Source organism: Curtobacterium sp. MCJR17_055, from assembly GCF_003224335.1.
Lineage (GTDB): Bacteria > Actinomycetota > Actinomycetes > Actinomycetales > Microbacteriaceae > Curtobacterium.
The window spans coordinates 185,303-207,871 of sequence record NZ_QKLF01000003.1 but is presented as its reverse complement, the minus strand read 5'-3'; the positions used below and the strand labels follow the sequence as shown (position 1 = coordinate 207,871).

Sequence of the window (22,569 nt, the reverse complement as noted above, 5' to 3'; positions counted from 1 at the left end):
TAGGCGTCCACACCGACGTGCTCGCCACCGCACGGCACCGACCCGGGCCCGAGGGGGCGACCCGGTACGCTCGCAACCGACACCGCGACGAGAGGTCAGAAGAGCACCGTGGCACCGAAGAACCAGAGCCGTGAAGCCCGCGAGCGACTCCGTCTCTACCAGGCCAGACAGGGCCTCCACGAGCGTCAGCGACGTCGTCGGGTCCGCGACGACGTCGTCTGGGCCGGGGCCCTCGTGCTGGTCGCCGCGCTCGCGACCGGTTCCCAGTTGGTGTACGCGGCGACGCAGGACGACGACCGCGCCACCGCGTCGGCCAGCGCGACCGGCACCGCCACCCCCACGCCGTCACCCAGCGCGACCGCGGCGGGCACCGGTGACGTGCCGAGCAAGGACATCGCGGCGGGGTCGACCTGGACCGGCTCCCTGACGCTCAACGACGACGTCCGGCTCGGCATCGAGCTCGACGGCGCAGCGGCACCGCAGGCCACCAGCGTCGAGATCGACCTCATCCGCAAGCGGTTCTACCAGGGCACGACCTGCCACCGCCTCGCCGACAGCGACGACTTCCACTTCCTGCAGTGCGGGTCCGCGAACGGGGACGGCACGGGGGACGCCGGCTTCCAGTACGGTCCGCTCGAGAACGTGCCCGAGGACGGCCGGTACGCGGCGGGCACCATCGCCATCGCCCGCGGGTCGTCGCCCGCGTCACAGACCACGCAGTTCTTCATCGTGACGGACGACACCACGCTCGACCCCTCGTCGGGTGGGTACACGGTCGTCGGGAAGGTCACGAGCGGCCTGTCGGACCTCGTGTCGCAGGTGACGTCGAAGGGCATCGCGGACCCCGGCGCCGACGGCTCCGGGAAGCCGGAGGTGCCGACGGAGATCACCGGCGCCACGATCGCCCGGGAGAAGTAGTCCACGGCGAAAGCGCACACGCCCGTCGCACGGCCCGACCGTGCAATAGGCTGACGACCTGACCGTGCCGACGGCGACGTCGGTGATGCACGACCACGATCGAGGCGAGACCTGTGGCATCTGACGAAGCAACGACCTGGGGCAGGGTCGACGAGAGCGGGACGGTCTACGTCCGGTACGAGGACTCGGAACGGGTCGTCGGCGAGTACCCGGACGCGTCCGCCGAGGAAGCCCTCGCCTACTTCGCCCGGAAGTACGCCGATCTCGAGGGCCAGGTGAAGATCGCCGAGCAGCGCGTCAAGGGCGGCGCGTCGGCCGGTGACGTCGCCCGCACCGTCGAGCACCTGCGGAGCCTGGTGGCGGACGCGCGGGTCGTCGGGGACATCAAGTCGCTCGAGGACCGCATCGGCGCACTCACCGACCAGGTGGGCTCCCTGACCAAGGAGCAGGCCGCGCAGGCGCAGCAGGCCCTGACCGAGGCGCTCGCGTACCGCACCGCGCTGGTGGAGGAGGCCGAGGCACTCGCCGCGGTCGACCCCGCCCGGGCGCAGTGGAAGCAGGTGACCGCGCAGCTCGACGACGTCTTCGCCCGCTGGCAGCAGCACCAGCACGACGGCCCGCGCATCCCGAAGAACGACGCGAACGACCTGTGGAAGCGGTTCCGGACCGCGCGCTCGACGGTCGACCAGCACCGACGCGCCTTCTACTCGGAGCTGGACTCGCAGCACCGCGATGCCCGAGCCCGCAAGCAGGAACTCGTGCAGCAGGCCGAGGCGCTCGCACCGCGCGGCTCGGACGCGATCCCCGCGTACCGCCAGCTGTTGGACGAGTGGAAGGGTGCCGGGCGCGCCGGCAAGCGTCACGACGACGCGCTCTGGGCTCGCTTCAAGGCCGCCGGCGACGTCCTCTTCGAACAGCGGCACGCCGAGGCGTCCGCCGAGAACGAGGAGTACTCGGCGAACCTCGAGGCGAAGCTGGCGTTGCTCACCGAGGCAGAACCGATCCTGCAGATGCAGGACCGCGCTGCGGCACGCAAGGCGCTGACGGACGTCCAGCGTCGCTGGGACGAGATCGGCCGCGTCCCGCGCGCCGACGTCCGCCGCGTCGAGGACCGCATCCGCGCGGTGGAGGACCACGTCCGTGGCCTCGAGGACCAGCACTGGAAGCAGTCCGACCCGGAGCGCAAGGCACGGCAGACCGGGCTCGCGAGCCAGCTCGAGGGCGCGATCGCGAAGCTCGAGGGCGAGCTCGCCGACGCCGAGGCGAGCGGGGACGCGCGCCGGATCAAGGACGCACGCGAAGCGCTCGACGCCCGCAAGATCTGGCTCGACGCGCTGGGCGGCTGAGCGCTCGACCGACGACGGACGGATGCCCCGTGGCCGATCGGCCACGGGGCATCCGTCTGTCACGTCCCGTCAGGCGGAGACGGGCATGCCCAGCAACGCCCGGATGGCGAGGTCGTCCTGGCGCATCTGCGCGGCGAGCTCGTCCATCCCACCGAAGGCGACCATCCCGCGGACGTAGGCGACGAACAGCACCGAGATCGTCTCGTCGTACAGGTCGATGTCCACGTCGAGCAGGTGCGCCTCGATCTGCTTCTCCGGGACGCCCTCGAACGTCGGGTTGTTGCCGACCGACACAGCGGCCGGGTACGTCACCCCGTCGTACACGACGCGCGCGGCGTACACCCCGTCGGCCGGGACGAATCCCTCGCAGTGCGGGTCGAGGTTCGCGGTGGGGTAGCCCATCTCGCGCCCTCGCTGGTTGCCCCGCACGACCGTGCTCCGGACGGCGTGCTCGCGGCCGAGCAACCGTGCGGCCTCGGCGACGCGACCGACGCCGAGGAGTTCGCGGATCCAGGTGGAGGACACGCGTCGCTCTCCCGCGGGACGGACGTCGTCGACCAGGCCGACGTCGTCGATGAGCTCGACGAGGAACCCGTGCCGCTCACCGAGCTCCCGGAGCAGGGCGACGTCCCCGGCACCGTGTGCCCCGAACCGGAAGTCGCTCCCGACGAACACCAGACGCGCGTGCAGCGTGCCCACGAGGATCTCCGACACGAACGACTCGGCGGACTTCGCCTGCAGTTCGGGGTCGAACCGGAGCAGGAGGGTGGCGTCGACGCCGACGTCCGCGAGGAGTTCGCGCCGCTGTGCCGTGCTCGTCAGCGGCGGCGGCACCCGCTGCGGGTCGATCACGTTGAGCGGGTGCTGGTCGAAGGTGACGACGGTCGAGGTGAGACCGCGCGCGCGGGCCGCCTGCTCGAGGTGGGCGATCACGGCGCGGTGCCCGACGTGCACACCGTCGAACTTGCCGATGGTGACGGCACTCGGGCCGAAGTCCGTCGGCACGGCTGCCGGGTCGTCGTAGAACTGCATGCTGGCGTCCCTCCCCGTCACTCGGCGGACCCGAGGTGCTGGTCCGCGGCGGCCGCTGCGGGCGTCGTGCCGCGCTCGAGGGCTGCGCGGTGGTGCTTCCGGAGCCACCACAGGCCCGCGATCGGCAGCACGAGCGGCGCGAACGCGTACCCCATGCCGTAGTAGGACCAGATCGTCAGGTCCGGGAACAGCTGGCGGTCGAGCAGCGAGAGCGTCCCGACGACGAGCACGCCGGTCATCTCGAAGACGATGGTCACGCAGGCCACCCGGTACCAGGTCCGGCCGGGCACGATGAGGGCGACCATGGCGAGGATGTAGACCACGGCGGCGATGGCGCTCAGCGTGTACGAGAACGGCGCGAAGGAGAAGTCCTCCGCGATCTGCACGACGCTCCGACCGGTGGCGGCCAGGGCGAGGATGCCGTAGACCGCGATGAGGACCCGGCCGACACCGGTGGCCAACGAGGACACCCTCGGTGCCGAGGTGCGCTCGGCCGCGGTGCTCGCCGAGGAGGATCCACCTGCAGAGGACTTGGTCGCCATTGCACCGATCCTACCGACCACCCGGGACACCCGGGCACGGTGACGCGGGGAGCACGGCCGTCGCGTGCAGCACCGTTCCCGTCAGTTCAGCGCGAACCAGATCTGGTACATCCGGTACACCATGACCGCGGCGGTGAACGCACCGGCGCCGAGCACGACGGTGCTCCAGCGCGTGCGGTCGATGAGGGCCCAGACGATGGTGGCGGGCGGTACCAGGACCACCGAGACGGCGTAGACCCAGAACTCGAGCACGTTGCCCTGCGGCGGGTTGCCGACGGCCGGGGCGATGAGCGCCACCACGAACTGGACCAGGAGCAGGAGCTCGACGAGGGCCAGTGCGCCGACGGTGGCGTCGTCCGGCTTCCGGCCGACGAGGCCGAGGACGACGGCCGCCACCCCGATGACGCAGGCGATCGCGAACTGCACCCACATGAACCACTCGATCACGCGTTCGCTCCTGCCGCTGTGGGGAAGTTCGTGATGACGCGGAGCTGTCCGCGGCGGACGGCGACGAGCCCGACGAGTCGGTCCCCACCGGTGGCGATGGCGGCCACGGGTCCCTCCGAGTCCGGGTGCTCGACGCTGATCCGCTTGCCGTCACCCAGGTCCTTCGCCTGGTGCCCGTCCAGCTGCACGACCGGGAAGAGTCGCCGTGCCACGTCCGCCGGTCGGGCGAGCGCCCCGTGGACGTCCACGGCGTCGTCCTCGAGGTCGACGGCGTCGTCGACCGTGAAGGGACCGACGACGGTCCGACGGAGCGCGGTGAGGTGTGCGCCGGTGCCGAGCGTGACGCCGACGTCACGGGCGAGTGCCCGGATGTAGGTGCCGGACGAGCAGGACACGACGACGTCGAGGTCGATGACGGAGACGTCGGCTCCGTCGACCGACACGACCCGGTCGACCCGGCCGAGGACCTCGAACCGGTCGACGGTCACGCGCCGGGCGCGGAGTGTGACCGCTTCACCCTTGCGGGCCAGGTCGTAGGCCCGGCGCCCGTCGACCTTGATGGCGCTGACGGTGGACGGGACCTGGTCGATCGGACCGCGGAGCGCGGCGACGGCGGCCTCGATCGCCTGGTCCGAGACGCTGTCCGCAGCCGCACCGACCGACGACACCGGCTCGCCGTCGGCGTCGTCCGAGTCGGTGCCGACGCCGAGCCGGATCGTCGCCGTGTAGGTCTTGCCCAGTCCGACCAGGTGCGTCAGGAGCCGGGTGGAGGGGCCGACGCCGAGCAGGAGCAGCCCGGTCGCCATCGGGTCGAGGGTGCCCGCGTGGCCGATCTTCTTGAGGCCGAGTCGTCGGCGGGCGATCGAGACCACGCGGTGGCTCGAGATGCCCTGCGGCTTGTCGACGAGGATGATGCCGTCGGGCGGGGTCACGAGCACCGCAGCAGCGTAGCAGCGGGACCGCCCGCCGTCGCGTCCGCTCGTCCCGACGTGCGACCCGGACGGCCCACCGGTCGCGGCGGGCTCAGCAGGCGTCGTTCCACTCGCGGCGCGGGTGCTCGGGGTCGGTCACGTCGAGCACGGCCGATGCGGCGATCTTCACGTCCGCTCGGCGCTCGAGCCGCCCGGCCTCCTGCTCCACCCAGAGGGACCAGCGCCACAGCGACCGTGTCCCCGGCGCGAGGAGCCCGGCTCCGTGCACGACGAGCACGCCGTCGCCCGCGCCGGTGGTCCGGAACGGGGTCACGAGGTCGGCGCGGAGCGTGTCGGCGTCGGTCGAGGGAGCAGCGGCCGCCATCGCGTGGACGCCGTGCCGCTCGAAGCCGGCGACGAGTGCAGCCGCCACACGTTCGAGGTCGAGGCCGTCCTGTCCGTCGACGGCGACCACGGTGCGGTTCGTCCCGACCTGCGCGATCACCTCGCTCGCGATCGCGGCCATCGTGTCGGTCTCCTGCGGTGCCCAGCGTGCCATGCCACCACCGTAGGCTGTCGTGGTGAACGCGGGCCGAGCCTCCAGTCCGTCGGTGGACGACACCGGCCTCCACACGCGATCCGCCTTCCTGTCCCCCGTGCTCGACTGGTTCCGCCGGGAGGCGCGCGACCTGCCCTGGCGGCGGCCCGGGTTCCCGGCATGGGGCACGCTGGTGAGCGAGGTCATGCTGCAGCAGACGCAGGTCGCCCGCGTCGTCCCCCGGCTGGAGGCGTGGCTCACGCGCTGGCCGACCCCCGCGGACCTCGCGGCGTCGCCGCCCGCGGAGGCCGTACGGGCCTGGGACCGGCTCGGGTACCCGCGCCGTGCGCTGGCGCTGCACGCGGCGGCCACCGCCATCGCGGAACGACACGGGAACGTCGTGCCGCGGGACGTCGACGAGCTCCTGGCCCTGCCCGGCATCGGCGACTACACGGCCCGCGCGGTCGCGGTGTTCGCGTACGGCGACCGGCACCCTGTCGTGGACGTGAACGTGCGGCGGGTGCTCGCCCGGGCCGTGCTCGGGCAGGGCGAGCCCGGACCGGCCAAGGCGAAGCAGGACCTGCCGCTCATGGAGTCCGTGCTCCCGGTCGAGCGCGACGCCGCGGCCGCCACGAACGCGGCCGTCATGGAACTCGGGGCGCTCGTCTGCGTCGCCCGGGCGCCGGCGTGCGACGCGTGCCCGATCGCCGACCGCTGCGCCTGGCGGGCCGCCGGGTACCCGGACCACGACGGCCCACGCGCACCGAAGCAGGCGCGCTTCGCCGGCAGCGACCGTCAGGTGCGGGGCCTGCTCATGGCGGAACTGCGCGCCAGCGACGTGCCGGTCACGACGGACGAGATCGCGCTGGTCTGGCCGGACGCCGAGCAGCGGGACCGGGCGCTCGCCTCGCTGCTGCGCGACGGACTGGCCGAGGGCGACGATGCCGAGGGGTACCGGCTGCCACGTGGCTGAGACGCACGGAGCGCCCGCCACCGACCGGTGACGGGCGCTCCGTGTGCCGGATGCGGTCAGGTCCGGGCAGCGTCCGACGCCTCGTCGTCCGACGCGTCGTCGTCCTCGTCCTCGTCCTCGTCGTGCTTGTACGGGTCGGCCTCGCCGGCGTACGTGGCGCCGACCGCCGCGGCCTTGACCTGCTGGTCGCGCATCTGCGCCTGCGCGAGCAGGTCCTCGAGGTGCGCCGAGGTGTCGGGCAGGGCGTCGGCGATGAACTCGAGCGACGGCGTCAGCCGGGCCGTGATGTTCTTGCCGACCTCGGTCCGGAGCATGCCGGTCGCGGCCTTGAGCGCGGCGGCCGAGTCGGCACGCTCCTCGTCGGTGCCGTACACCGTGTAGAAGACGGACGCGTGCTGCAGGTCACCGGTCACGCGGACGTCGGTGATGGTGACGAAGCCGAGTCGCGGGTCCCGCAGGCCCTTGTCGAGCCGACGAGCGACGACTTCCTTGATGCGGTCCGCCATCTTGCGTGCGCGCTGCGGATCAGCCATGGGTTCCTCCTTGCGGAACGGGGTGAGGCCCCGCCCCTCCGGTCGGAGAGGCGGGGCCCAGGGTACTCAGTGCGATCAGTCGCGCGGCTTCTCGACGAGCTCGGTGGTCTCGATCTCGTCGCCGACCTGGATGTCGTTGAACTTGCCCAGACCGATACCGGCTTCGAAGTCCGTCCGGACCTCGGTGACGTCGTCCTTGAAGCGACGCAGGGACTCGATGGCGAGCCCGTCCGCGACCACGACGCCGTCACGGATGACGCGCGCCTTGGCGTTGCGCGTGATCGTGCCGGACCGGACGATGACACCGGCGATGTTGCCGAACTTGGAGGAACGGAACACCTCGCGGATCTCCGCCACACCCGACTGGACCTCTTCGTACTCGGGCTTGAGCATGCCCTTGAGCGAGTTCTCGATGTCCTCGAGTGCGTTGTAGATGACCGAGTAGAAGCGCACGTCGATGCCTTCACGGGCAGCGCGCTCGCGGGCCTTGACGTCCGGACGGACGTTGAAGCCGACGACGATCGCGTTGTCGATCGTGGCGAGGTCGATGTCCGACTCCGTGATCGCACCCACACCGCGGTGCAGGATGCGCAGCTGGACGCTGTCGTCCACCTCGATGTCGAGGAGCGACTGCTCGAGTGCCTCGACGGCACCGGAGACGTCACCCTTGATGATGAGGTTGAGCGAGTCGACCTTGCCCTCTTCGAGTGCACGGGTGAAGTCCTCGAGCGAGATGCGCTTGCGGGCCTTGGCCAGCTGGGCGTTGCGCTGCGCGGCTTCACGCTTCTCGGCGATCTGACGAGCGGTGCGGTCGTCCTCGGTGACAAGGAACGTGTCACCGGCGCGCGGCACCGACGACAGACCCTGCACCTGGACCGGACGGGCCGGCGTCGCGGCGTCGACCGCGTTGCCGTTCTCGTCCGCCATCGCCCGGACACGGCCGTACGCCGTGCCGGCGACGATCGCGTCACCGACGTGCAGCGTGCCGGACTGGATGAGGACGGTCGCCACCGCACCGCGGCCCTTGTCGAGCCGTGCTTCGATCGCGACGCCTCGGGCGTCCTTGTCGGGGTTGGCACGCAGGTCGAGCCCGGCGTCAGCGGTCAGCAGCACCGCGTCCAGGAGGTCCTGGATGCCGATGTTGTTGCGCGCGGAGACGTCGACGAACATGACGTCGCCGCCGTACTCCTCGGCCACCAGGTTGTACTCGGTGAGCTGCTGGCGGACCTTCGCCGGGTTGGCGCCGTCCTTGTCGATCTTGTTGACCGCGACCACGATCGGCACACCGGCCGACTGCGCGTGGTTCAGCGCCTCGATCGTCTGCGGCATGATGCCGTCGTCCGCCGCGACCACGAGGATCGCGATGTCCGTCACCTGGGCACCACGGGCACGCATGGCCGTGAAGGCCTCGTGACCCGGGGTGTCGATGAAGGTGATCGGGCGCTCGATGCCCTCGTGCTCGGTGACGATCTGGTACGCACCGATGTGCTGCGTGATGCCGCCGGCTTCGCCCTCGACGACCTTCGAGTTCCGGATCGCGTCGAGCAGTCGGGTCTTACCGTGGTCGACGTGACCCATCACGGTGACGACCGGGGGACGCTGCTGCAGGACGGAGTCGTCCTCGTCGGCGTACTCGGCGTCGATGTCGATGTCGAAGCCCTCGAGGAGCTCCTTGTCCTCGTCCTCGGGCGAGACGACCTGGATCTTGTAGCCGAGCTCCTCGCCGAGGACCTCGAAGGTGGCCTCGTCCAGGGACTCGGTCGCGGTCGCCATCTCACCGAGGTGGAACAGCACCGTCACCAGGTTGCCGGGGCTCGCGTCGATCTTGTCCGCGAAGTCCGAGATGCTCGCACCGCGACGGAGGCGGATGACCGTGTTGCCGTCACCGCGCGGGACCTGCACGCCGCCGAGCGACGGCGCCTGCCGCATCTCGTACTCGGCGCGCTTCGTCCGCTTCGACTTGCGGGCACGGCTCTTGCCGCCACCACGGCCGAACGCACCAGCGGTACCACCGCCGGGGCCACGACCACGGCCGCCACCACCTGCGGGGCGCGGACCCGTGAACGCGGGACGGGCGAAGCCGCCACCGGCGCCGGCACCGGCACCACCGGGACGGTTGAACCCGCCACCGGCGCCACCACGACCGCCACCGCCCTGACCCGGGCGCTGCCCGAAGCCGTTCGGTCGGTTGTTCTGGCCGGGACCACCGGGACGCGGGGCACCCGGGCGGGGCGCACCGGGACGCGGCGGCTGAGGACGGGGGATGCCGTTCCCGCCACCCGCACCGGCGGCCGGGCGCTGGCCCATGCCCTGGTTCGAGGCGAACGGGTTGTTGCCGGGGCGCGGCGGACGTGCACCCATGCCCTGGCTCGACGCGTAGGGGTTGTTTCCGGGACGTGCGCCGGGCTTCGGGCCACCCGGCTTCGGGGCGGCACCGGAGGGCTTCGAGGCACCGGGCTTCACGGCGTCGCTCGGCCCGGAGTCCTTCGGGGCGTCACCGCCCTGCTGGCCCTTCTGCTCGGCGGCCTTCTGCTCCGCGGCGGCCTTGCGTGCGGCCTCGGCCTCGGCCTGGCGCTGCGCGACCGACTTCGGTGCAGCGGGCACCGGCGCGCCGTCGACGGCGGGGGCAGCGGGTGCTGCCTCGACGACGGGCTCGGGCTCGGGGGCGGGTGCCGGACGCTTCGGGCCGGGCTTGGGGCCACCGGGCTTCGGGGCACCGGAACGCGGTGCCGCGGGGGCCTTGGCGGCGGGGGCTGCGGGCGTCGACGACGCGGACGCGCCCTCGGCCTGCAGGGCTGCACGGAGCTTCCGTGCGACGGGGGGCTCGATGCTCGAGCTCGGGCCCTTGACGAACTCGCCGAGCTGCTTGAGCTTCTCGAGTGCGGTCTTGCTGTCGACGCCGAGCTCGCTTGCGATCTCGTGTACGCGTGGTTTAGCCACTGTTCTCCTTCACGGGTCCCACCCCGTCAAGGGGCAGGACTCACTGGATGACGGGTCTCATTTCGAGCCGCTCATCAGTTGTCCATAAGCCGTTCAGCCTGTTCTGTCATGTCCGGGTGCTCGGGTTCCGTGCCGTTCGGGCTCTGCAGCCCGGCGAGGTACTCGCGCACCGCGGACGTGTCGGGATCACGCTCCAGCCGGAGCGCACGGCGGAATGCCCTGCGCTTGACGGCCAGTTCGTACGCTTCGACGGTCGGTGTGAGCCATGCCCCCCGGCCCGGCATGACTGCCTTCGGATCCGCCACGACGGAACCGTCGCTCAGGGCGACGACTCGGAGGAGGGAGGATCGGGTTGCACGACGACGACTGCCGATGCACGTTCTGACGGCGTCCACTCTACTCCTTGACTCCGACGACCGCGATCCGGCGCGCCCGAGGCCTCTCGCCACGAGCGAACCGGACCGCGTCGATGGGGATGTCGCTCAGTCGTCGCCGTCGAGGATCGAGTCCGGCTGGATGTCGATCCGGGCGCCGGTGAGCTTCGCGGCGAGGCGGGCGTTCTGCCCTTCCTTGCCGATGGCGAGCGACAGCTGGTAGTCCGGCACGAGGGCCCGGACGGCCTTGGTCGAGGCGTCGAGCACGAACGCGCTCGTCACCTTCGCCGGTGACAGGGCGCTCGCGACGAAGGTCGAGAGGTCCGAGGACCAGTCGACGATGTCGATCTTCTCGGCGCCGAGCTCGTTGGTGACCGAGCGCACGCGGGCTCCGAGCTCGCCGATGCAGGCCCCCTTGGCGTTGACCCCGGGCTCGTTCGCCTTGACCGCCATCTTCGTGCGGTGTCCGGCCTCGCGCGCCAGGGAGGTGATCTCCACGACGCCCGACGCGATCTCGGGGACCTCGAGTGCGAAGAGCTTGCGCACGAGGCCCGGGTGCGTGCGGGACACGGTGATCTGCGGACCCTTGTTGCCGCGGCCGACGCTCGTCACGTACACACGGAGTCGCATGCCGTGCGTGTAGGTCTCCCCCGGGACCTGTTCCTCCGGGGGCAGGATCGCCTCGACGGTGCCGAGGTCGACCATGACCATCTTCGGGTTCGGGCCCTGCTGCACGATGCCGGCGACGATGTCGCCCTCCTTGCCGCGGAACTCGCCGAGGATCTTGTCGTCGCCGATGTCGCGGAGACGCTGGTTGATGACCTGCTTGGCCGCGAAGGCCGCGATCCGACCGAAGTCGCTCGGCTGGTCCACGGACTCGCCGATGACGTTGTCGTCCTCGTCACGTTCGGGGACGAACACCGAGACCTCGCCGGACTTCCGGTCGAGCTCGACACGGGCCTGGGCGTCGACGGGTTCGTCGTTTTCGGCGCGGTGCTTCTGGTAGGCGGTCAGGATGGCAGATTCGATGATCTGGACGAGCTCGTCGAACGGGATCTCCCGTTCACGCTCCATGAGTCGCAGGACTGCGAGGTCGATCTTCACCGAGGTGCCTCCGTATTCAGATGAGTCGCTCCCGCGGATGGGACCACGCGGAAGCCGTCGTCGATCGTACCGCAGGAACGACGCAAGGCCCGTGGCGCATCCGCCACGGGCCTTGCGTCGGACGCCCGGCTCGACGCCGGGCGCTCAGATCGCGCGGACGGCCTCCAGCAGATCCGCGACGGGGACCTCCCGGCGGTCGCCGGTCGCCCGGTCCCAGAGTTCGACGATGCCGTCGGCGGCGTTCCGGCCCGCGACGACGACGACCGGCATGCCGAGCAGCTCGGCGTCCCGGAGCTTCACGCCGGGCGAGACCTTCGGGCGGTCGTCGTACACGACCTCGTATCGTTCGGCCTCGAGCTGCGCGACGATCGATTCGGCCAGGTCGAATGCGGTCGCGTCCTTGCCGGTCGCGACGACGTGCACGTCGAACGGTGCGACGTGCTTCGGCCAGGCCAGGCCCTTCTCGTCGTTGTGTGCCTCGGCCAGGATCGCCAGGATGCGCGTCACGCCGATGCCGTACGAGCCCATCGTGACGGTGGCGAGCTTGCCGTTCTCGTCCTGCACCTTGAGACCGAGCGCCTCGGCGTACTTGCGCCCGAGCTGGAAGACGTGGCCGATCTCCATGCCGCGGGCGGTCTCGAGCGGGCCGGAACCGTCGGGGGCCGGGTCGCCGGCGCGGACGTCGGACACCTCGGCGACACCGTCGGCGACGAAGTCACGCCCGGCGACGAGGCCGGAGACGTGCACACCGCGCTCGTTCGCGCCCGTGACCCAGCTCGTACCGTCGACCACGCGCGGGTCGACGAAGTAGCGCAGGTCGGTCGCGCTGTCGGCGCCAAGGACCTGCGGGCCGATGTAGCCCTTCACGAGGCCGCGGTGCTTCCGGAAGTCGTCGTCACCGGCGGCCTCGACCTCGGCCGGGGCGAACGCGACCTCGGCGCGCTTGAGGTCGACGTCGCGGTCCCCGGGGAGTCCGACGACCACGACCTCGCGCGTGCCGTCCAGGTGCGTCAGTGCGAGCACGACGTTCTTGAGCGTGTCCGCCGCGGTCCAGGGCGCACCGGCACGCGGGGCGACCTCGTTGGCGTGCGCGACGAGCGACTCGATCGTCGGGGTGTCCGCCGCGGGCAGGAGCACGGGCTCCGGGAGCCCCTCGGTCGACCGCGCCTCGGGCACCGGGGTCACGTAGGCCTCGACGTTGGCCGCGTAGCCACCGGCGCTCCGGACGAACGTGTCCTCGCCGACCGCGATCGGGTGCAGGAACTCCTCGGACTTCGACCCGCCCATCGCGCCGGCGTCCGCCTTCACGATGACGTACTCGAGGCCGAGCCGGGTGAAGATCCGCTCGTAGGCGTCGCGCATCACCTGGTAGCTGCGCTCCAGGCCGGCGTCGTCGAGGTCGAACGAGTACGCGTCCTTCATGGTGAACTCGCGCCCACGCAGCAGACCGGCGCGGGGCCGGGCCTCGTCGCGGTACTTGTCCTGGATCTGGAACAGCGTGACCGGCAGGTCCTTGTAGGAGGAGTACAGGTCCTTCACCAGGAGCGCGAACATCTCCTCGTGCGTGGGCGCGAGGAGGTAGTCGGAGCCCTTGCGGTCCTGCAGGCGGAACATGCCGTCGCCGTACTCGGTCCAGCGGTTCGTCGCCTCGTAGGGCTCGCGCGGCAGCAGCGCCGGCAGCAGGACCTCCTGCGCCCCGGCGGCGACCATCTCGTCGCGGATGATGCCCTCGATCTTCGCGCGGACCTTCAGGCCCAGCGGCAGCCAGGCGAAGATGCCCGGCGACTGGCGGCGGACGTAGCCGGCGCGGACGAGCAGCTTGTGGCTCGTCACCTCGGCGTCGGAGGGGTCGTCGCGGAGCGTGCGGAGGAAGAGGTGAGAGAGCCGTGTGACCACGCCGCAAGCCTAGCGGCGCGCGGTCGCGGTCCGCCGCGCCTGTGGACGGGAGGCTCCCCGCCGCCGGTTCCGGGCCGTGCGTCCGGAACGGGGCCGGGACCTAGGAGGTGACGACGAGCGGCTTGCCGGTGCCCGCCGCCGGTCCCATCTCCGCGGCGAGGCGGTTCGCCTCGTCGATGAGGGTCGCGACGATCTCGGCCTCGGGGACGGTCTTGATGACCTGGCCCTTCACGAAGATCTGCCCCTTGCCGTTGCCGGAGGCGACACCGAGGTCGGCCTCACGTGCCTCGCCCGGACCGTTCACGACGCACCCCATGACGGCGACGCGGAGCGGGACGGTCATGCCCTCGAGCCCGGACGTGACGTCGTTCGCGAGCTGGTAGACGTCCACCTGCGCACGGCCACAGCTCGGGCAGGAGACGATCTCGAGCTTGCGCTCGCGGAGGTTGAGCGACTGCAGGATCTGCAGCCCGACCTTCACCTCCTGGGCGGGCGGAGCCGACAGCGACACGCGGATGGTGTCGCCGATGCCCTCGCCGAGCAGGATGCCGAACGCGGTGGCGCTCTTGATCGTGCCCTGGAACTCCGGGCCGGCCTCGGTCACGCCGAGGTGCAGCGGCCAGTCGCCGCGCTCCGCGAGCTGCCGGTACGCCTTCACCATGATGATCGGGTCGTTGTGCTTGACCGAGATCTTGAAGTCGTGGAAGTCGTGCTCCTCGAACAGGCTGGCCTCCCACACGGCGGACTCGACGAGCGCCTCCGGCGTGGCCTTCCCGTACTTCTGCAGCAGGCTCGGCTCGAGCGACCCGGCGTTGACGCCGATCCGCAGGCTCACACCCGCGTCCTTCGCGGCCTTGGCGATCGCACCGACCTGGTCGTCGAACTTCCGGATGTTGCCCGGGTTCACGCGCACCGCGGCACACCCGGCGTCGATGGCCTGGAAGACGTACTTGGGCTGGAAGTGGATGTCCGCGATCACCGGGATCTGCGACTTCTTCGCGATGATCGGCAGCGCGTCGGCGTCGTCCTGGCTCGGCACGGCCACGCGGACGATGTCGCACCCGGACGCGGTGAGCTCGGCGATCTGCTGGAGGGTCGCGTTGATGTTCGTGGTCGGCGTCGTGGTCATCGACTGCACGGACACCGGGGCGTCACCACCGACCAGGACCTTGCCGACCCGGATCTGCCGGGACTTGCGACGCGGGGCCAGGGTTTCGGGGGCCTTCGGCATTCCGAGGTTCACTGCGGGCACGGTGGGAACTCTACGCGCTCGTCCACGGAACGCGGTGCGGCCTGCTCACAGGGAGTCGACGACGGTGACGAGCGGGGCGTACAGGCGCATCGCATCGAGCGCGCGGGCGTGGTCGTCGTCGCTCGCGCCGGCGCACGCCTCGGCCACGACCGTGACGCGGACGCCGGCGTCGGCCGCAGCGAGCGCGGTCGACAGCACACAGCAGTCCGTGGAGACCCCGGTGAGCACGAGGTGCGGCTGCTCCCCCGTCACCCGTCGGAGGTCCGTCCCCCACTTCCCGAAGGTCGGCACGGTGACGACCGAGGCGCCACCCGCCGCGAGTGCTGCGAACGGCTCCGTGAGCGCGTACAACGGGTCGGCGTCGGGCACGAGGGCGAAGGGCCAGTCGCGGTAGTACGGCTGCCACGCGCCGGACGGGTGCTCCGGGGCGACGAACCGGGTGAGCACCGTGCGGTCGCGGAAGCGCGGGAGGAGCCGCTCGACCGCCGCGGACGCCTCGGCGTAGCGCGGTGCCGCCCAGGGGCTGTCACCCGTGAAGACGTGCTGCATGTCGATGACGACGAGCCACGCGTCGGCGGTGTCGGGTGCGTCGGACGTGCCCGTTGCGTCGGCGGCGCCCGGACCGTCGGGAGCCGCTGCGCCCGCGCGTGCCGGTCCGGCCGTCACGGGCGCAGCTCGTCCGCGGGGACGCGGGACACCGGCTCGGTGACGGGCAGCGCCTCCTGGCGGCGGATCGCGCGTCGGCCGAGCAACACCGTCCCGAGGAACCCGACGAGCAGCGCGACGAGGACGCCGAGGTTCGCGTAGGCCCAGGCGCCGTCACGTCCCCCGAGGCCGAACGGGCCGAGCAGGAAGCCCTGCCAGTTGAGCCAGGCCGGGACGCCGTAGGTGTTCGTGACGAGCCCCCACCCGAGCACGGTGCCGACGACCACCAGCGCGATCGCGGTCCAGCGGACGTCGCCGTAGCGGCCGCGCGGGGTGTCGAGCTCGTCCTCCGCGTACGCCCGCCGCCGGAGCAGCACGTCTGCGACGAACACACCGCACCAGGCTGCGACGGGCACACCGAGCGTCACGAGGAAGGCCTGGAACGGCTGGATGAAGCTCGTCGCGAAGAACACCACGTAGACCGCGCCCGCGATCATGAACACGCCGTCGACGCCGGCTGCGACCGGTCGCGGGATCCGCACACCCGCGCTGAGCAGGGCGAGACCCGACGAGTAGATGTCGAGGACGGCACCACCGACGAGACCGAGGATCGCGACCACCGCGAAGGGGACGAGGAACCAGACCGGCAGCAGGGTCGTCAGCGCGCCGATCGGGTCGGCACCGATCGCGGCGTCCAGGTCCGGCGACGAGCCGGCGAGCATGACGCCGATGACGACGAGGACCGCGGGGGCCAGCGCGCCACCGAACGTCGTCCAGCCGACGACGCCGCGCGTCGAGGCGGACCGCGGCAGGTACCGGGAGTAGTCGGCGGCCGCGTTCACCCAGCCGAGCCCGAAGCCGGTCATCACGAGCACCAGGGCGCCGATGACGTTCTGGGCGCTGCCGGACGGCAGGTCGGCGAGGGTCCCGAGGTCGATCGACGGCGCGGCCAACACCACGTAGACCACCGTCAGCACCGCGGTGACGACCGTGATCCACGTCTGCAGGCGCATGATCACGTCGAACCCGGCGATCCCCGCCCCGATGACGAGTGCCGCGACCACCACCAGGGCGACCGCCTTCGTGACGACGCCGTCGTCCCACCCGAGCTCGCGGAACACCGTGGACGTCGCGAGGACCGCCAGCGAGGCGAGGGCGGTCTCCCACCCGACGGTGAGGACCCAGCTGAGGAAGGACGGCAACCGGTTGCCCCGGACGCCGAACGCCGCGCGGCTCAGCACCATCGTCGGGGCGGACCCGCGCTTGCCGGCGATCGCGACGATGCCACAGAGCAGGAACGAGAACACGACGCCGATGACCGACACCACCGTCGCCTGCGCGAGCGAGATGCCGAAGCCGAGGACGAACGAGCCGTAGGCCAGTCCGAGCACCGAGATGTTCGCGGCGAACCACGGCCAGAAGAGGCCGCGGGGACGGCCCTTCCGCTCGGCCTCACCGATGACGTCGGTGCCCTGCTGTTCGACGGTCCGGGTCCGCCCGGCGGTCGACGCCTTCGACGGCTCCGGTCGGGCGACGGGTTCTGCGCTCATGCGCGCCAGCGTAGTGGTCCGACGCGCGGCCCCGGCGCTACCCGAACAGGTCCACCGGTCGGACCAGGTCGGCGTAGATGAGCAGCGCGCTCATGCCGGCGAGCAGGACGACCACGACCATCGTGAGCGGCATCGTCTTCGCCAGGTCGATCGGCCCCGGGTCGGCCTTGCCGAACAGCCGGAAGGCACGACGCTTGACCGCTTCCCAGATGGCGCCGGCGATGTGGCCGCCGTCCAGCGGGAGCAGCGGCACCATGTTCAGCACGAACAGCCCGATGTTGAGCGAGGCCAGCAGCCCCAGGATCGTGTACACCTTGTCGACCACGGGCACGCCGCTCATCGAGGACACCGTGCCGATCGCCCGGCCGACGCCGACGACCGACACCGGACTGTCCTGGGAGCGCTCCTGCGCCCCGAACGCGGCGTTCCAGACGGCGACGAGCCGCTGCGGCAGGTCGACGATGAGGTGCGCCGAGGCAGCGATCTGTGCACCGGTCGCGGGGAGCACCGCGGCGGGCGACTGCCGGACGAGCGTCTGTCCGATGCTCACCCCGACGACGCCGACTCGCTCGGTCTTCGTGGTCCCGTCGCTGTCCTTCGCGACCGACCCGTCCTCCGTGTACACATCGCGGGTGGCGAGCTGCGGGGTGACCTGCAGGGTGCGCTCGGTGCCGTCCCGCTCGACGACCACGGTGACCTGCTCGCCCGCGGAGCGCTGGAAGAGGTCGGAGACCTGGGTGATCGTGGGGTTGCGTCGGCCGTCGACGGCGACCACCACGTCGCCCGCTCGGATGCCGGCCTCCTTCGCCGGGGACACCGCGTCGCCGTCGGCGCAGGTCGTCCGGGCACTCGTGGGCAGGACGCAGTCGACACTCGAGGTGAACGTCGTGGTCGGTGCACCGAAGCCGACGAGCAGCACCCCGAACAGCAGGATCCCGATCACCAGGTTCATCGCCGGCCCGGCGACCATCACGATGATCCGCTTCCAGGGGGTGAGCCGGTAGAAGGCCCGGGAGTCGTCGCCGCCGGACTCCGCGATCTGCTCGGCACTCGCGGCCCGGGCGTCCTGCACGAACGCCGAGTACATGCCCGTGTTCGTGATCTCCCGTCCGGAGGCACGCGGCTTGAGCATGCCGACCATGGAGATGTACCCGCCGAGCAGGATCGGCCGGATGCCGTACTCGGTCTCACCACGCCGGAAGGACCAGATCGCCTTGCCGAACCCGAGCGAGTACTGGGTCACCTTGACGTTGAAGAGCTTCGCGAAGGCCAGGTGGCCGAGCTCGTGGAGGCCGATCGACACCAGCAGCCCGATGACGAAGACGACGACGCCGAGGACGAAGAGCAGGACGGTTCCGACGGTCACCGGGAAAGGGTACGGGACGCTCGCCATGACGAAAGCCGTGAGCGACCTGGGTGGTGCTGCGTGCCTCCCGGTCGGAGCGACCGACGGGAGGCCCGGCGCGCGTCAGCGGGCGAGGATGCGGTCGGCCTGCTGGCGGGCCCACCGCTCCGCGGCGAGGACGCCGTCGAGCGACGGCTCCCCCGCCGTGTGGTCGTCGACGACCCGCGCCACCGTGTCGACGATGTCGAGGAACCCGATCGCCCCCGCGTGGAAGGCGGCGACGGCCTGCTCGTTGGCGGCGTTGAACACGGCGGGGAAGGTGCCGCCGAGCGAGCCCACCCGCTTGGCGAGGTCGACGGCGCCGAAGGCGGCGGCGTCGAGCGGCTCGAACGTCCACGTGCTCGCGGTCGTCCAGTCCAGCGGCACGCCGACGTGCGGGACCCGGTGGGGCCAGGCGAGGCCGAGGGCGATCGGCAGCCGCATGTCCGGCGGAGACGCCTGCGCGATGGTCGAGCCGTCGACGAACTCCACCATCGAGTGCACGACCGACTGCGCGTGCACGGTGACGTCGATGCGGTCGTAGGGGACGCCGAAGAGCAGGTGCGCCTCGATGACCTCGAGGCCCTTGTTCACCAGGGTCGCCGAGTTCGTGGTCACCACGAGGCCCATGTCCCACGTCGGGTGGGCGAGCGCCTGCGCCGGTGTGACGTCCACGAGGTCGTTCCGCGAGCGCCCGCGGAACGGACCGCCGCTCGCGGTGAGGACGAGCCGACGGACCTCGGCGTCGGTGCCCGATCGGAGTGCCTGGGCGATCGCGGAGTGCTCGCTGTCGACCGGGACGATCTGCCCGGGTGCCGCGGCGGCCTGCACGAGCGGGCCCCCGACGATGAGGCTCTCCTTGTTCGCCAGCGCGAGCGTCGCGCCGGTCTCGAGGACCGCGAGGGTCGGACCGAGCCCGACGGATCCGGTGATCCCGTTGAGCACGACGTCGGCCTCGACGCTGCGGACGAGTCGTTCCGCGTCGGCGGCCCCGAGCGCGGTGTCGCGGACCCCGTACCGGTCGGCCTGCTCGGCGAGGGTGGCGGTGTCCGTGCCCGCGGTCAGGCCGACGAGCTCGAAGCGGTCGGGGTTCCGCTCGATGACGTCGAGCGCCTGCGTGCCGATCGACCCCGTGCTGCCGAGGAGGACGACCCGGCGGCGGCCCGACACCGGGCTCAGCCCTTGGCCAGCAGGTCGACGACGAACACGAGGGTCGCGTTCGCGGGGATGCCCGAGCCCTCCGGCGGGTTGGCGCCGTAGCCGTCCTCCGGCGTGACGACGATCATGACCTGCGAGCCGATCTTCTGCCCGACCAGTCCCTTGACGAACCCGGGGATGAGCCCGCTGTTCGAGATCGTGAAGGTCGTCGGCGAGCCCTTCGACCACGAGGAGTCGAACTCCTTGCCGCCCTTGTACGCGACGCCCTTGTACTGCACGAGCGCGGTGTCGCCGTCCTCGATGACGTCACCGTCGCCCTGCTTGATGACCTCGGCCGTGGTCTTCGTGGGTGCGTCGGTGTCCGGGATGGTGATCTCGGGCTCGCCGTCCGCCTTGTCCTCGACCGTGGGGAGCGCCGGGTCCTGGTCCTGCGGCGTGCCGGTCGACTTGGTCGGGGTCTGCTCGACGACGTCCGCGACGACGACGATCGACCCGCTCGTGTTGAAGCCCAGTGCGGCTGCCTGACCGACGACGGCGACGCGGTCACCGACGTGCGCACAGGCGAGGAGGGCGCCGAAGCCGGTGCCGCCCACGGAGAGGACCTGGGGGTTCCCCTGGTCGAAGCCGACGGTCACGAGGTTCTTCGCGTCCTTCGCGTCGTACGCGGAGTACGCGACCTGGACGAAGTCGCCCTCGGCGAGTGCGGCGCCCGTGCCCTTCACGGTGCGGGTCGCCTGCGGCGGGTCGGCGGTGAGGCCGTCGTCGAACGTCACCTTCGGCGCCCGGGATCCGCCGACGTCACCCGTGGCGTCGATCGAGTCCGACGCTCCGCCCGGCTTCGGGCACGACGTGATCGGCGCGGCCGTGGCCTTCGGGGTGGACGATGCGGAGGCCGAGGCGTCCGAGGAGCCGGACCCCGAGCAAGCGGCGAGGCCGAGGATCACGGCGGGCACGAGGGCGATCGGGAGCAGGCGGAGACGCTTCACACGGGTCATCCTGCCGTACCCACCGATGCGTCGGCTCCGAGGACGACGATCTCGGGCTCGTGGTGGACGGGGAACGCGACGGACCGCGCGATGAAGCACAGCCGGTTCGCTTCGGCGTGTGCCGCCCGTGCATCCGCCACCCGGTCCGCCTCGCGGATCGTCACGACGGGACGGAGGACCGCACCGGTGAGTTCGCCCGAGCCGTCGCGGTGGAGGTCGAGACCGGCCGTGGCACGGTCCTCGTACGCGACCACCGTGAAGCCCGTGGTCACGGCGACGTGCAGGTAGCTGAGCATGTGGCACTGGCTCAGGGCGGCGAGGACGAGCTCCTCGGGGTTCCACCGGTCGCGGTCCCCGCGGAACGTCGGGTCGGCACTGCCGAGGACGTCCGGCTTGCCCGCGGCGCTGACGACGTGCTCGCGTCCGTAGTCGCGGTGCCCGATCGTGCCGGTCCCCCGGTCGCCGGTCCAGTGGACGGAGACCTCGTAGGAGTGGTCGTTCATCGCGGTCCTCTCGTCGTGTGGGTCGTCGGTAGGATCGCGCCATGCGCACGGCCACCAGCACCGACCGTCATCCTCTCACCGCCGACGGCTCGGTCGAGCTGGCCGTCCTCGAACGGTCCGGCTTCGACGAGAGCCGTCACGTCGGCGCGGGGGTCGTCGTCGGCGCGGACGGCACCGTGCTCGACGCCGTCGGCGACGTGGGCGCCAGCATCTACCCCCGATCGACGATGAAGCCCCTGCAGGCGCTGGCGGTCCGACGCGCCGGGGCGCTCTTCTCGGGCGCGGAGCTGGTGATGACGACGGCGAGTCACGCCGGGACACCGTCCCACCAGTCCCTCGCGATGCGGATGCTCGAGCGCTTCGACCACGTCGAGGAGGACCTCGGGTGCCCGCCCGACCTGCCGTTCGACCGGGACACCGCCCGGAGCATGACGGGTCCCCGTCGGCTGGCGATGAACTGCTCGGGCAAGCACGCCGGCATGCTCGCCGCGTGCCGGGTGCACGGGTGGGACGAGGCGACGTACCTCGACATCGAGCACCCGCTGCAGCAGGCGGTCCGGAGCACGGTGGAGGACGCCACCGGCGAGGTCGTCGACGTCGTCGGGACCGACGGCTGCGGCGCACCGGTGTTCCCGCTCACCCTCACCGGACTGGCGCAGGGCATCGCCGGGGTCGTGGCGCGTGCCGACGAGGACTCCGCCGCCCTGACCGACGCGGTCCTGGCGGATCCGTGGGCGATCGACGGCGTCGGCCGGGCGAACACCGTCACCATCGAACGACTCGGTCTCCTCGCGAAGCTCGGGGCGGAGGGCGTCATGGTGATGGGTGTGCCGGGCGGGCCGGCCGTCGCCGTCAAGGTGCTCGACGGAGCCCTCCGTGCCGGGACGCTCGCGGCCCTGACGTTGCTCGTCCGCAACGACCTGGTCGACGCCGTCGCCGCGGACGAGGTGCTGCAGGCGACCGGCGAGCGTGTCCTCGGTGGCGGTCTGCCGGTCGGCACGGTCCGCGTCGGAGCGGGTCTCCGCTGAGCTGACCGGGGGCGACGAGACCGGCCCTCCGGACGCACCGTGCCGGATGGACACGTCCCGGACCCGACCGGGGAAGCCGATGCCCTCTCGGTCCCCCGCCCGTGCCCGCTGTGGTCGTCGGCGAGGGACGAGCGCTCGTCCGCGGAGAGCACGAGGAGCGGCAGCGTCGGCATGATGACCGTCCCGACGTCGTCGTCCCCGGCGGTGTCCGCGGTGCCCCCGACCCGGTGTCTCCCGGTCAGCCGGCACCCGTAGCGCGTCACGTCCACGACGGCACCCGTCCGGCGCGGGGTGGCCGCGAGCCCGGGGACCAGGACGACGGTCCCGAGCAGGGCACCGTCGTCGGCGACCGCCGCCGCCGCCGCGTGCCCCTCGGGGAGCCCGGCGCGGGCGGCGCGGCGGCCGAGCACGCCCGTGTCCGCCGCGACACGGAGCTCTGCGCCGGGCACGTCCGGTCCGGCGCGCGGCACGAGGCCCTCGAGCTGGTCGACGAGGGCTTCGAAGACGGC

21 protein-coding genes are annotated in these 22,569 nt (G+C 71.7%); 4 read left to right on the top strand and 17 right to left on the bottom strand.

What is annotated here, in order from left to right; translation table 11 throughout:
- Nucleotides 1-108 precede the first annotated feature (108 nt).
- Complete coding sequence (locus tag DEJ16_RS08455) at nt 109-918, top strand: peptidylprolyl isomerase (protein WP_110825079.1); 810 nt, start codon at nt 109-111, stop codon at nt 916-918.
- Between the two features lie 113 nt (nt 919-1,031).
- Nucleotides 1,032-2,264, top strand: coding sequence for a DUF349 domain-containing protein (locus DEJ16_RS08450; RefSeq protein WP_110825080.1), 1,233 nt, complete (start codon nt 1,032-1,034; stop codon nt 2,262-2,264).
- Between the two features lie 69 nt (nt 2,265-2,333).
- Here the strand turns inward: DEJ16_RS08450 and DEJ16_RS08445 are convergent, their stop codons facing one another.
- The 5 genes from DEJ16_RS08445 to DEJ16_RS08425 form a co-directional block, all read right to left on the bottom strand.
- Nucleotides 2,334-3,296 (bottom strand): bifunctional riboflavin kinase/FAD synthetase, encoded by a 963-nt coding sequence (locus DEJ16_RS08445; protein ID WP_110825081.1) that lies wholly within the window; start codon nt 3,294-3,296, stop codon nt 2,334-2,336.
- A 17-nt stretch (nt 3,297-3,313) separates the two neighbouring features.
- Nucleotides 3,314-3,838: a hypothetical protein gene (locus DEJ16_RS08440; protein ID WP_258365880.1), complete on the bottom strand. Its 525-nt coding sequence runs from the start codon at nt 3,836-3,838 to the stop codon at nt 3,314-3,316.
- 81 nt (nt 3,839-3,919) lie between these two features.
- Entirely contained in the window at nt 3,920-4,285 is a 366-nt protein-coding gene (locus DEJ16_RS08435) for a hypothetical protein (RefSeq protein WP_110825082.1), read from the bottom strand.
- Entirely contained in the window at nt 4,282-5,223 is a 942-nt protein-coding gene (truB, locus tag DEJ16_RS08430; RefSeq protein WP_110825083.1) for a tRNA pseudouridine(55) synthase TruB, read from the bottom strand. The genes DEJ16_RS08435 and truB overlap by 4 nt, the downstream gene beginning before the upstream one ends.
- Before the next feature lie 85 nt (nt 5,224-5,308).
- A complete protein-coding gene (locus DEJ16_RS08425) occupies nt 5,309-5,755 on the bottom strand; it encodes a hypothetical protein (RefSeq protein ID WP_110858047.1) in 447 nt (148 codons plus the stop codon).
- A gap of 52 nt (nt 5,756-5,807) precedes the next feature.
- Here DEJ16_RS08425 and DEJ16_RS08420 point away from each other — a divergent pair, with 52 nt between their 5' ends.
- Complete coding sequence (locus DEJ16_RS08420) at nt 5,808-6,707, top strand: A/G-specific adenine glycosylase (RefSeq protein WP_110825085.1); 900 nt, start codon at nt 5,808-5,810, stop codon at nt 6,705-6,707.
- A 56-nt stretch (nt 6,708-6,763) separates the two neighbouring features.
- Here DEJ16_RS08420 and rbfA read toward each other — a convergent pair whose 3' ends face one another.
- The 12 genes from rbfA to DEJ16_RS08360 form a co-directional block, all read right to left on the bottom strand.
- Complete coding sequence (gene rbfA / locus DEJ16_RS08415) at nt 6,764-7,240, bottom strand: 30S ribosome-binding factor RbfA (RefSeq protein ID WP_110825086.1); 477 nt, start codon at nt 7,238-7,240, stop codon at nt 6,764-6,766.
- 75 nt (nt 7,241-7,315) lie between these two features.
- Entirely contained in the window at nt 7,316-10,180 is a 2,865-nt protein-coding gene (infB, locus tag DEJ16_RS08410) for a translation initiation factor IF-2 (protein ID WP_110825087.1), read from the bottom strand.
- Nucleotides 10,181-10,254: 74 nt separating this feature from the next.
- Entirely contained in the window at nt 10,255-10,575 is a 321-nt protein-coding gene (locus DEJ16_RS08405) for a YlxR family protein (RefSeq protein WP_110825088.1), read from the bottom strand.
- A gap of 87 nt (nt 10,576-10,662) precedes the next feature.
- Complete coding sequence (nusA, locus tag DEJ16_RS08400; protein WP_110825089.1) at nt 10,663-11,658, bottom strand: transcription termination factor NusA; 996 nt, start codon at nt 11,656-11,658, stop codon at nt 10,663-10,665.
- A 144-nt stretch (nt 11,659-11,802) separates the two neighbouring features.
- On the bottom strand, nt 11,803-13,554 hold the full coding sequence (locus tag DEJ16_RS08395) for a proline--tRNA ligase (protein ID WP_110825090.1): 1,752 nt from the start codon (nt 13,552-13,554) through the stop codon (nt 11,803-11,805).
- Between the two features lie 100 nt (nt 13,555-13,654).
- A complete protein-coding gene (ispG, locus tag DEJ16_RS08390; protein WP_110825091.1) occupies nt 13,655-14,785 on the bottom strand; it encodes a flavodoxin-dependent (E)-4-hydroxy-3-methylbut-2-enyl-diphosphate synthase in 1,131 nt (376 codons plus the stop codon).
- 66 nt (nt 14,786-14,851) lie between these two features.
- On the bottom strand, nt 14,852-15,472 hold the full coding sequence (locus DEJ16_RS08385; RefSeq protein WP_309146408.1) for a cysteine hydrolase: 621 nt from the start codon (nt 15,470-15,472) through the stop codon (nt 14,852-14,854).
- On the bottom strand, nt 15,469-17,001 hold the full coding sequence (locus DEJ16_RS08380; RefSeq protein WP_110825092.1) for a cytosine permease: 1,533 nt from the start codon (nt 16,999-17,001) through the stop codon (nt 15,469-15,471). The genes DEJ16_RS08385 and DEJ16_RS08380 overlap by 4 nt, the downstream gene beginning before the upstream one ends.
- Nucleotides 17,002-17,038: 37 nt before the next feature.
- On the bottom strand, nt 17,039-18,367 hold the full coding sequence (locus DEJ16_RS08375) for an RIP metalloprotease (protein ID WP_181419530.1): 1,329 nt from the start codon (nt 18,365-18,367) through the stop codon (nt 17,039-17,041).
- A gap of 102 nt (nt 18,368-18,469) precedes the next feature.
- Nucleotides 18,470-19,555, bottom strand: a complete 1,086-nt coding sequence (locus DEJ16_RS08370; protein ID WP_110825094.1) for a 1-deoxy-D-xylulose-5-phosphate reductoisomerase — start codon at nt 19,553-19,555, stop codon at nt 18,470-18,472.
- Between the two features lie 5 nt (nt 19,556-19,560).
- Nucleotides 19,561-20,529: an FKBP-type peptidyl-prolyl cis-trans isomerase gene (locus tag DEJ16_RS08365; RefSeq protein ID WP_110858046.1), complete on the bottom strand. Its 969-nt coding sequence runs from the start codon at nt 20,527-20,529 to the stop codon at nt 19,561-19,563.
- Between the two features lie 5 nt (nt 20,530-20,534).
- Nucleotides 20,535-21,032: an OsmC family protein gene (locus tag DEJ16_RS08360; protein ID WP_110825096.1), complete on the bottom strand. Its 498-nt coding sequence runs from the start codon at nt 21,030-21,032 to the stop codon at nt 20,535-20,537.
- A gap of 41 nt (nt 21,033-21,073) precedes the next feature.
- Between DEJ16_RS08360 and DEJ16_RS08355 the strand changes: the two genes are divergently transcribed.
- On the top strand, nt 21,074-22,060 hold the full coding sequence (locus tag DEJ16_RS08355) for an asparaginase (protein WP_110825097.1): 987 nt from the start codon (nt 21,074-21,076) through the stop codon (nt 22,058-22,060).
- The last annotated feature ends 509 nt before the right edge of the window (nt 22,061-22,569 follow it).